This window comes from Alkalibaculum bacchi (genome assembly GCF_937875145.1).
Classification (GTDB): Bacteria; Bacillota; Clostridia; order Eubacteriales; family Alkalibacteraceae; genus Alkalibaculum; species Alkalibaculum bacchi_A.
On the sequence record NZ_CALNCS010000132.1, the window covers coordinates 1 to 10,734 of the forward strand.

The 10,734-nt window shown below is 34.5% G+C and carries 8 protein-coding genes and 1 pseudogene; all 9 read right to left on the reverse strand.

Translation table 11 applies throughout. The features are described from left to right. Positions 1-609 precede the first annotated feature (609 nt). The gene (lpdA, locus tag Q7P22_RS08235) at positions 610-2,004 is read right to left on the reverse strand and encodes a dihydrolipoyl dehydrogenase (protein ID WP_303862988.1); all 1,395 of its coding nucleotides are present in this window, start codon (positions 2,002-2,004) and stop codon (positions 610-612) included. A gap of 12 nt (positions 2,005-2,016) precedes the next feature. Continuing rightward, positions 2,017-3,321 (reverse strand): dihydrolipoamide acetyltransferase family protein, encoded by a 1,305-nt coding sequence (locus Q7P22_RS08240; RefSeq protein WP_303862991.1) that lies wholly within the window; start codon positions 3,319-3,321, stop codon positions 2,017-2,019. A gap of 50 nt (positions 3,322-3,371) precedes the next feature. After that, a pseudogene (locus Q7P22_RS08245) lies at positions 3,372-3,473 on the reverse strand (ATP-NAD kinase); the annotation flags it as partial. A gap of 50 nt (positions 3,474-3,523) precedes the next feature. Continuing rightward, positions 3,524-4,510 carry an alpha-ketoacid dehydrogenase subunit beta gene (locus tag Q7P22_RS08250; protein ID WP_113919458.1) on the reverse strand — a complete coding sequence of 329 codons (987 nt, stop codon included), beginning with the start codon at positions 4,508-4,510 and terminating at the stop codon, positions 3,524-3,526. Continuing rightward, entirely contained in the window at positions 4,507-5,499 is a 993-nt protein-coding gene (gene pdhA / locus Q7P22_RS08255; RefSeq protein ID WP_278278688.1) for a pyruvate dehydrogenase (acetyl-transferring) E1 component subunit alpha, read from the reverse strand. Before pdhA ends, Q7P22_RS08250 begins: the two co-directional genes overlap by 4 nt. 178 nt (positions 5,500-5,677) lie before the next feature. Continuing rightward, on the reverse strand, positions 5,678-6,772 hold the full coding sequence (locus Q7P22_RS08260) for a glycerol dehydrogenase (RefSeq protein WP_303862996.1): 1,095 nt from the start codon (positions 6,770-6,772) through the stop codon (positions 5,678-5,680). Between the two features lie 35 nt (positions 6,773-6,807). Beyond that, entirely contained in the window at positions 6,808-7,116 is a 309-nt protein-coding gene (locus Q7P22_RS08265) for a DUF6506 family protein (protein WP_113919460.1), read from the reverse strand. A 210-nt stretch (positions 7,117-7,326) separates the two neighbouring features. Beyond that, a complete protein-coding gene (locus Q7P22_RS08270) occupies positions 7,327-9,255 on the reverse strand; it encodes a sigma-54-dependent Fis family transcriptional regulator (protein ID WP_113919461.1) in 1,929 nt (642 codons plus the stop codon). Positions 9,256-9,898: 643 nt separating this feature from the next. Beyond that, complete coding sequence (locus Q7P22_RS08275) at positions 9,899-10,450, reverse strand: hypothetical protein (protein ID WP_303863000.1); 552 nt, start codon at positions 10,448-10,450, stop codon at positions 9,899-9,901. Positions 10,451-10,734: the final 284 nt, after the last annotated feature.

Below are 10,734 nucleotides of genomic sequence, written 5' to 3' on the forward strand. Positions count from 1 at the left end.
ATGACAACTAAGTCAGGAAGCATGCTTTTGTGGCAATAGCCGTAAGGCTTTGCAAGGAGAATCTGAATTATCCTTCGCTAATTATTCTATAACTACATTTTAGCCTTAGGATATCTCAATTAACAATAAAAAAATAAATATGCTTAGACCATTAAATAATGGTTCTAAACATATTATACGAGGAGATTTAAAATGAAAAAACACCTTGCAGGCATATTAAGATAGTATTTAGAATGAATGTAGGTAAATCTATTTATTAGGAAAATAGTGGATATATGCTGATAGAAATATAAATAGTGACAGAATTATTATTCGGTGTCACGATTTACGCATAATCATTAATGAATTTTTATATGATAGATGAAAAAGCAGCGGAATAATAATCAATTAAATAGGTAGGTCCTTATATCTGCAACTACTTTTATATAGTTGCAGATATTTCATATATAAAAAGTCAACTCTAGTACACATCAACCAAGTACAAATTTCACCCTACACCTTCAAAGATAGCCGTCCATCTTTTCATTCCCTTTTTTATAAATATCTCTCACAAAAATTGAAATATCTTTGTTAAATTTAAGGATTGAATACTATATAAGCTGATATAACTTATTTTATCTTAGGTAGATGCAATGCATTATTATGTACGCCGTGGGCAGCTTCATGAAGACACTCCCCAACTGTTGGATGGGCATGAATGGTCGTAATAATTTCTTCCACAGTTGCTTCCAGGCGAATGGCTAAAGCTCCTTCTACGATTAAATCTGTTGCTCTAGGTCCTGCTATATGCAACCCCAATATTTCTCCAGTAGCTTTATCTGAAATATATTTTACAATTCCTTCTGTTTCACATGTAATCATGGATTTTCCATTTGCAAACAGTGGAAAAACTCCTTTTTCTATATGATACCCTTGTTCAATTGCTTGTTCTTCCGTTAAACCGGCAGAAGCCAGCTCAGGTCTTGTATAAACGCAATATGGTGTTGTTTTAAAATCTATGCTCGTTTTTTTCTTCATAATTCTTTCTACCGCAGAAATACCTTGTGCGGATGCAACATGAGCTAGCATAACACCCCCATTACAATCTCCGATAGCATAAATATTTCTCACATTAGTTTGAAATTTATCATTCACTGCAACAGCGCTACCTTTTGTCTTTACTCCTATTTTATCTAAACCCAATCCTTCAGTTACAGGTTTTCTTCCAATGGATAAAAGCACCTTTTCCGCCTTAAAAACTTCCGATTTTTCTCCTTTTAGAGTGTGAATTTCTAAACCATCTGCTGTTTTTTCAATCTTTTTCACCTTTGTATTTGTATGAATTTCGATTCCATATTTTACTAATTTATTTTGCAAAACATTGGTAATCTCTGCATCCATATTTGCTACAATTCTCGGTAATGTTTCTATAACTCTTACTTTACATTCAAATGAATTATAAATACTGGCAAATTCACATCCAATAACCCCTCCGCCGATAATTAATAAGCTTTCAGGAACCTCTTCCAAAGATAGCGCTTCATTACTGGTAATGACTCCTTGCAATTCTATCCCTGGAATGGGAATCACATTCGGTTCAGAACCTGTAGCAATAATAGCATAATCAAAGGCTACCTTTTCTATTTTCCCATTACTACATTTAACAGTTACTTCATTTTTATCACTAAATGTGGCTTGCCCAATATATTTAATAATTTGATGACTTTTCAAAATCCCTTCTATTCCACCAATTAACTTCTTCGTAATTTTATTTTTTCTTTTCTGTAATTTACTCCAATCTGCTTCTATACCTGTAACTTCAATGGCTAACTCTTTGGCCTCTTTTTTTAGGGTATCTACTAAATTAGCTGTATGAAGCAATACTTTTGTAGGTATACAGCCTACATTTAAGCAAGTTCCTCCTAAATGCTCTTTTTCGATAATGGATACCTCAGCCCCTAATTGTGCTGCACGTATTGCCGCTATGTATCCGCCAGGTCCTCCTCCAATAATTGCAATTTTCATGTAAATTCCTCCTTATAGCAGCAATAAAGCCGGTTTCTCAATATATTCTTTTACTCTTGCCATAAATTGTGCAGCTACAGAACCATCTACCACACGATGATCGGCTGTTAAACTTAAATTCATCAAAGGCTTTATAATTACTTGTCCCTCTACCGCTACAGGTGTTTGTACAATTGCATTAACCCCTAAAATTGCTACTTCAGGTTGATTAATAATAGGTGTGAAAGACTCCATACCAAACATGCCAATATTGGTAATTGTAAATGTGCCTCCCGTTAAATTTTGAGGTTGTAGTTCATTATTTTTTGCCTTAGTAGCTAATTCTTTAATTTCTCTTGATATTTCTTTTAATCCTTTGCTATTTGCATATTCTACTACCGGAACAAGGAGTCCATCCTCTAATCCTACCGCAACGCCAATACTGACGTAATTCCTAAAAATAATTTCATTACCCTCTATAGAGGAATTAAGCAATGGAAACTCCAATAATGCCTTGGAAAGGATTTTTACCAACAGGTCTGTATAGGTTACTTTGACAGTATCTTTAATTTGATTTCTAAATATTGAAAGATTCGTAGTATCTACTCTTAGGTTATAATTTACCGTAGGAGATACTTGTTGACTTTCTAACATCCTTTTTGCAATAACTTTACGCATCGTGCTCATGGACTTTCTTATTTCCTGAGGATTTACCATGGCCACAAAATCTTCTCTCTCTTTATAAGCGATGACATCATTTTTCATAATCCGGCTATCTTTGCAGATTTGATTTATATCTACACCTAATTGTTCAGCCACCACTGCTGCCGTGGGAGATGTTTTCTTTTCTGCCTTCTTACTTTCTTTTACAAACTTACGTACATCCTCTTCTGTTACAGAGGATTGTGTCCCTGTTCCCTCTATTCGGCTAATATCTACATTCAGTTCTGCAGCAAGTTTTTTTGCTTTAGGAGATGCTTTCACCTTTTTCGCTGTAGTGGCAGTTGATGCCTCTTCTTTTATTTCTTTCTTTTCTATGGTCTCGTCTATCTCTTCTTTTTCTCCTCCTCCAATTTCTGTCAATAATGAAGAAATATCTTCATCTGCAGATGCTACAATAGCTACAGGTTTCAATACCTCAACTGTACCTTCTTCAATAAATATTTTTCTGATAACACCATCAGATGTAGCTTCAACTTCATTTGATATTTTATCTGTTTCAACATCAAACAATACCTCTCCTGATTTTACGTTATCGCCTTCCTTCTTTCTCCAATTACTCACTGTACCTTCTGTCATGGTTAAACCCAATTTAGGCATAACAATAAACTCTGCCATAATAATTAGACCTCCTATTCTATTTTTTGGCTCATCAAATTGAAAAAACATATATTGACCTTTTCGTTGTTGTCTATAACGGTTGCATAGGAAAGCAATCTGCGGATATCTTTTCCCGATGCAGGATTAGCAATAATCCCTATAGGTGGCATCTGTTTACCCCCTTTATTAAAATTAGAGATGTAAGAGGCTTTAAAGCCTCTTAATAATATGCATTACCTAATAATCCCTTAACTGCCTGAACAATATCTTTTTCGTTTGGCAATACATAATCTTCCAAACCCGGATTAAAGGGTATAGGACAATTCAATGCACCTACTCTGGCTACAGGAGCATCTAAATTGAAAAAATATTCTTCGGCAATAATTGCAGCTATCTCTCCCCCGAATCCACCTCGTTTGTTTTCTTCTGTAACGATAACTACTTTTCCAGTTTTCTCAATAGATGTTTTAATGGCCTCTTTATCCAGAGGAAATAATGAACGCAAATCAATTACTTCTACATCCATACCTTCTTTTTCTAATATTTCTGCTGCTTTTAAAGAATCGTAAACCTGTTTTCCATATGTAATAATTGTCACATCGCTGCCTTCTTTTTTAATGCTCGCTTTTCCTAAAGGAATAGCATCTACTTTATCTTCTACTTCTCCAGTCATAGCGTAGAGAGCCTTATGCTCCAGATACATTACAGGGTTTTCATCTTCTATTGCTGAAATCATCATTCCAATGGCATCTTGAGGATTAGAGGGATAAATTACTTTTAATCCAGGTACATGAGTCAGCCAAGATTCTAAAGACTGCGAATGCTGAGCAGCAGCGCTTACACCACCGCCACTAGGTAAACGTACTACCATAGGTAGTTTAATTTTTCCACCGAACATATAACGCATTTTTGCCGCTTGATTTACCAATTGATCCATCCCAACGGTCAAAAAATCTACAAACATTAACTCTGCAATGGGTTTTAACCCTGCTGCTGCTGAACCAACAGCTGCCCCGATAATTGCACCTTCTGAAATAGGTGTATCTCGAACCCTTCTATCTCCAAATTCGTCAAACATACCAGAAGTAACACCAAAACAGCCTCCAAAGGCTCCCACATCTTCTCCAAAAATAAATACATCTGGATCTTCTAGCATTTTAATTCTCATTCCTTCTTTAATTCCTTGGCCATAGGTCATTTTTTTCATCTTACACGAACCTCCTCAACTTTTAAATCTGTATAAACATCTTCTACTGCCGTATCTAAATCAGGATCTTTACTATTTAATGCGAAATCAATGGCTTCTTCTATGGCCTGCTCCACTTCATCTTGAAGTTTTTTCAATTCTTCCTCAGAAACTACATTGTTTTCAAGCATATATTTTTCTAATCTTGGAATAGGATCTTTCTTTTTCCATTTTTGCAATTCTTCATCACTTCTATATGAAGTGGGATCTCCTTCAAAATGACCACGTTGACGATAGGTTTTTGCTTCTATCAATGTAGGTCCTTGTTTTTCTCGAGCTCTAGAAACAGCTTCTCTTACAGCTTCATATACAGCAAAAACATCGTTTCCATCCACAGTGATTCCAGGCATATCATAAGCAACAGCACGAACGGATATATCGGTAATGGCCTGGTGCCTTTCTTGACTTACGGAAATCCCATAACCATTGTTTTCACAAAGGAATATTACTGGCAGTTTCCATACACTTGCTAAATTCATGGCTTCGTGAAAAGTACTTTGGTTAGTAGACGCATCACCAAAGAAACATATACAAACCTGTTGGGTATCTTTATACTGTGCGCTTAATGCTGCACCTACAGCAATATTATGTCCTGCACCTACGATACCATTTGCACCTAAAATCCCTTTAGTGGCATCAGCAATATGCATGGAACCACCTTTTCCCTTGCAATATCCCGTTTCTTTACCGAAAAGCTCTGCCATCATGTAATTCAAATCTCCGCCTTTGGCAATAATATGACCATGACCTCTATGAGTACTGGTAATAAAATCATCATCGTTTAAGTTGGCACAAGCACCTGTAGCGACAGCTTCTTCTCCTATGTATAAGTGAACAAATCCAGGAATTTTTCCTTCTGCAAATAGATTCATTCCTTTTGTTTCAAACTGCCTAATCTTCAACATTTTTTTGTACATCTCAATAATATCTTTGTTTGGTATTTTCAAAATATACCCTCCTATTCTTTATTTAAATTTTTACTTTCACACAAGCAACAGAAATTTCAATAGTGTTATCAATGTCCCCATATTCCTACCTAAATAATAAAATCCTTCACTGTTTATCCCCCTCAGTATAAAAATTGCAGATTCTTATATAGCTCTTATCAGCTCAATCATTTTTTCATAATTATTTTATATACTGTCTCCCTAGTTCATCTGCAATAAGAATAGCTGCATAAACATCCTGAGGCTCTACTTTAAAAGGCATATTATGAATCGTTTCTCCTTCACCGCAAGCTAACTCTGCTACTTTCATAAGTTCTTCCTCTTTTACATCTGAAATCCCCATTTTTTCTAGTGTAGTAGGCAAACCAACTTGAGTACAAAAATGGATGACTTCTTCAATTTCTTCTATAGGACTATTTTCAAGCACCAGCTGTGCAATGGTCCCAAAGGCTACTTTTTCACCGTGGAGAAGATGATGGCACTCATGAAGTATTGTAAAACCATTATGAATAGAGTGTGCTCCTGCAATACCACAGCTTTCAAACCCTACACCACTTAAATATGTATTCGCTTCAATAACTGCTTGCGCTGCTTGGGTAACAACGTTTTTCTCTGCTGCAATTCTAGCTTTATAACCATTACTCAATAAGATCTCATAACATAATTTTGCAATTGCAAATGCTGTCTTTGTTGCTTTTCCTCCCGCCATGACATCAGAATTTGATCTCACACTAGCTCTTGCCTCAAAATACGTGGCCAAAGCGTCCCCCATACCTGCTATCAAAAATCTGGCCGGGGATTTCATAATAATAGCTGTATCCACGAGTACAATATCTGGATTTTTAGGAAGTATTAAATATTCGCTGAATTCTCCTTTTTCAGTATAAATAACGGATAAGGCACTACATGGGGCATCTGTGGATGCAATGGTAGGAATAATTACTACAGGGATTTTTCTATAGTATGCTACCGCTTTGGCTGTATCCAATGTCTTACCTCCGCCAATGCCTATTACGGCATCGCAACCCTTTTCTTCCACGATTTTTTCTATTCTTTGGATTTCCTTTCTCGAGCATTCACCATTGAAAGTCTCAAATGTTAATTTTGCATCTGTTCCTTTAAAACTTTCTTCAATAATGCCCTTCATTCTCTTTATGCCATTTTCAGTAGCTAACAATAAAAATTTGTTTCCAAAAATACAAGTATGTTTAAATACATTGTGAATTTCACCTTTACCTTGAATGTATTTACTGGGCGAAATAATAATATTTGTCATTATAAAATTTCTCCTTTCTTTCTAAAAAGCAGCACTTATTCTTTGAAAAATTCATCTCCGCTCTTAAAATCTAATCCTGGATGGTTATCAAACCTTACAACTCCTACCACCGCCTCTCCTTTAATCGATTCAGAAATCTTTGTAACTCCTTCGTGGCCAAAACCACCGCATAGTTCAATGATCTTAACTCCTTGCTTCACAAGTTCTTTTGCCGCTTTTATACCTGATGCATAAGAATCCACACCTACTGTAATTAATGTAATCTCGTCTGTATGGATATGAGACCGATGTTGAACATCATCGGCATTTGGTGCAATAAAGATAAATGCAGCTTTTAATGACATGGACAATCCTCCTTTCAAATTGTTCTCACTATCTATTTAGCAAATATCATGCCAATATATAAAGAAAAAAAAACCGCTAAAATAGCGGTTTTTTTGTAATCCTTTTCGTAGTGTATATCATTTTCTCATTTTATTTATCTCATTTTAATACTATTTCTCAAAATGAGACAAGTGTATTAAAATATTTTCAGAACTGTTTCTTTACAATTTTTATTTGGTGGAAATTTGATACTGTTTTATTTTTCTATAAATAGTGGCTCTGCTAATGTTAAGATACTGTGCCGCTTGTACTACATTTCCTTGAGATAAAATCAAAGCATCTTGTATGCTCTGCTTTTCGATTTCCTGTAAGCTCTTTGTGTACGGCTTCATATCATATGGAGTACAGTTATTTTTTTCTTTTTGTGGCAAATAATTTTCATCAATAATTTCCTTTTCACACAAATAATAAGCTCTTTGAATCGTGTTTTTTAGTTCTCTTACATTGCCCTTATATTCATAGGTAATGATTTCCTTTTTAAACCCTGCACTGAACATTTTAGGGTTGTGGGGATTTTCTTCATTTAAGCTTTTCAGGAAAAACTTAGCCAAAGTAAGAATGTCTTCAGGCCTATCCCTTAAAGGAGATATTTCCAGATTAATTACATTGAGCCTATAATATAAATCTCGCCTAAAAGTTTTTTCTGCTACCTCTTCATACAAGTTACGATTGGTGGCTGCAATAATGCGTATATTTAAATCCCTCTCATAGGTCCCTCCGATTCTTCTGACTTTATGATCATCCAACACTCTCAAGAGTTTTGCTTGGATTTCTATGGGAATTTCGCCTATTTCATCTAAAAAAATAGTTCCTCCGTTTGCCAATTCAAATTTTCCGGGCATTCCTTCTTTTAGTGCTCCTGTAAAAGCTCCCCTTTCGTAACCAAACAGCTCGCTTTCTACTAATTCTTTAGGCAAAGCGGCGCAATTAATAGGAATAAAAGGACCGCTGTTGCAATTGCTTGCATTATGTATGGACTGGGCCAGCAATTCTTTTCCTGTTCCACTTTCTCCTTCAATCAGTATAGAACAATCATTTTTTGCAATTCTTTTGGCTGTCTGAATCAGCTCTTTCATTTTTTTATCTTGGGTAATTATATTTTCAAAGGTATAATTTGCTCGAAAACCTGCAATCTTACTTACTTCTTTACGTAACTGCTTAGCTTCTTTAATAATTAATACTACACCCATAATTTCATCATTAAAAACAATAGGAGAAATATTTAATACGCAGTCAATTCTTCTTTTGCCTATATCTAAAGTATAATCCGTATATTTTATTTTATTTCTTGCCTGGAATATATCCTTTTCTATTTCCACATCTTCCAGCATTTTTTTCATATCAATGGCGTATATTTCTTCTATACTCATTTTAAAAATATGGGGCAATTTGTTATTAATCCGTTCAATTTCAAAATGTCGATTCATAATAATTAACCCATCCAGTATAGAATCAAATGCCGTATCCATGAGACGGTAGTATTCCAAAATAGCCAGTTGCTTTTCTATATTCTTTACAGAAGCCACTACAATGCCAAAGGTATGGGGATGTACATCTTCCACTCTCCCCGATAAATTTAAACAGCCGATGATTTTTCCTTCACTATTGCGAATGGGTGCTGCTGAACACGTCCATACGTGATGATATTTACAGTAATGCTCACTGCCCACTACTTGTATAGGTTGCCCAATGGCTAAACATGTCCCTATAGCATTGGTTCCAACATCCTTTTCGTTCCAGCTGGTTCCTTGCATAAAATTGAGATCCCTGTGTTCCGGTCTTATTTTCTCGTTTTCAATAGTCTCAATTAAAATACCATCCGTATCTGTCAACACCACGCTGTAATTTGTCTCTTTAACAATATTATAGATGTCTTTAATGATGGGTGAGGCAATTTCAATTAATTCTTTATTTTTTTCCAAACGGTGTTTCATCTCTTCATCAGATAGAACCTTACCCTTGCCTCCATAAAAATCAACTAAATTATTTTTACATCTTTTCCAGGATTCTAGTATCACAGGTCTTATTTCAGGTGATATTTGCTCCTCTTCTACAAAATCTGTCCAAATTCTCTTTAATTCCGAAATAGTATTCAACATACATCCCTCCTGCTTCTACATATTTCCTATTCTTAATCGTCTGCATTTTTTATTAATTTTTACAATCGAAAACAATTTTTGGAGGCACTTCTCAATTTCTCATCATTTCTATAATATCATATTTTAACTACTCAATTACAATATTTTCTAAATTCTCCTTGCAGATTTTTATATTTCATGAGCCAATACAAATAAACATTCGCATCCAATAATTAATAATAAGGATAAGTCTTATAATTTATTTATCTCTTTACAAACGCCTATGCTATATAAAACATAACATTGACTTTACATTGTCGTATATTCTTCTTATATTGCGATTTAAAGTCCAGCAAAGTTATTGCTGGACTTTGTTAATATCATATACTATACATATATAATATATCAAAATTAAGATTTTTTAGTTTCTTTAAATTTACTTTTGATAAATTTAAAGAAGTGTTAATAATATAACACTTCTTAAGGAAACTCAACAACAATAAGTTGCCTTAGTTCATCTTTTCCTACTGTTGTGGCGCAATCTAATAAAATTGCTCACGGGAGGTCAACGACCTCCCCTACAACCCGCATGCCAATGGGTAGGGCGCACCTTTGCTCACCCGTTTGCACGATACAATATTTAAAAATTGTATATTCGTTAATATTAAAGATTTAGTTTAAACTCCGATAAAATATTTTTGTTTTCAACTATCAAACAAATACTAAACAATATTTCTATTATAATCATCGTAATTGCAAGCATATAAGGTTTAAAATTTACGCCAATTATAAGCGATAAAATTGGTACTAAAACAGAAAATACTATGTAGGATTTAGATTTATATAACCAGCCATATGGCAACAAATGTGCTCCAAAAATCATTGCTATTACCATTAGCATCTTTTCAGGTAATGTCGGATATACCCACATAGCAATCAGTAAATATAACATTTGATTTGCAGAAAAAAGAATTCCCAAATTTGTTAACGGATTTTCTTTGTTTTGAAAATCAACCTTGATTATTTTAGATATTAAAAATGCTAAAGGCATTAGTGGTGCCGTGGAACAGAATGTAAGTAAGTTCTTAGTCAAAATAGGTAATGATGTTGAATGGATAATTAGTACACTACACCAAATAATAATGGATGCTAATATAAAATGTAACCCTTTCTTTTGTTTAATCGCACAATCCAATCGTAATTCTTCTAAGTTCACAATCAACTCTCGAATAAACAAATAAACAAAAAATAATTTCTTTATTACTTATATCTATCAAGTATGGTATTTTTCTATAAATTCTTAAGCAACAATTTTCCCACAATCCGATAGTGGTGGTTTTTCAAACTGGCGACCACAGGTCGCCCCTACATTCTAAAACATATAATGCTCTAGGGTATGGACTCTGATACGCCCATAACTTAAAAATGATTGATAGTTAGACAAGAGGCTATACACGAAAATCCAACCTCATCTTATATGATTCTTCCCTTTTTCTTCTT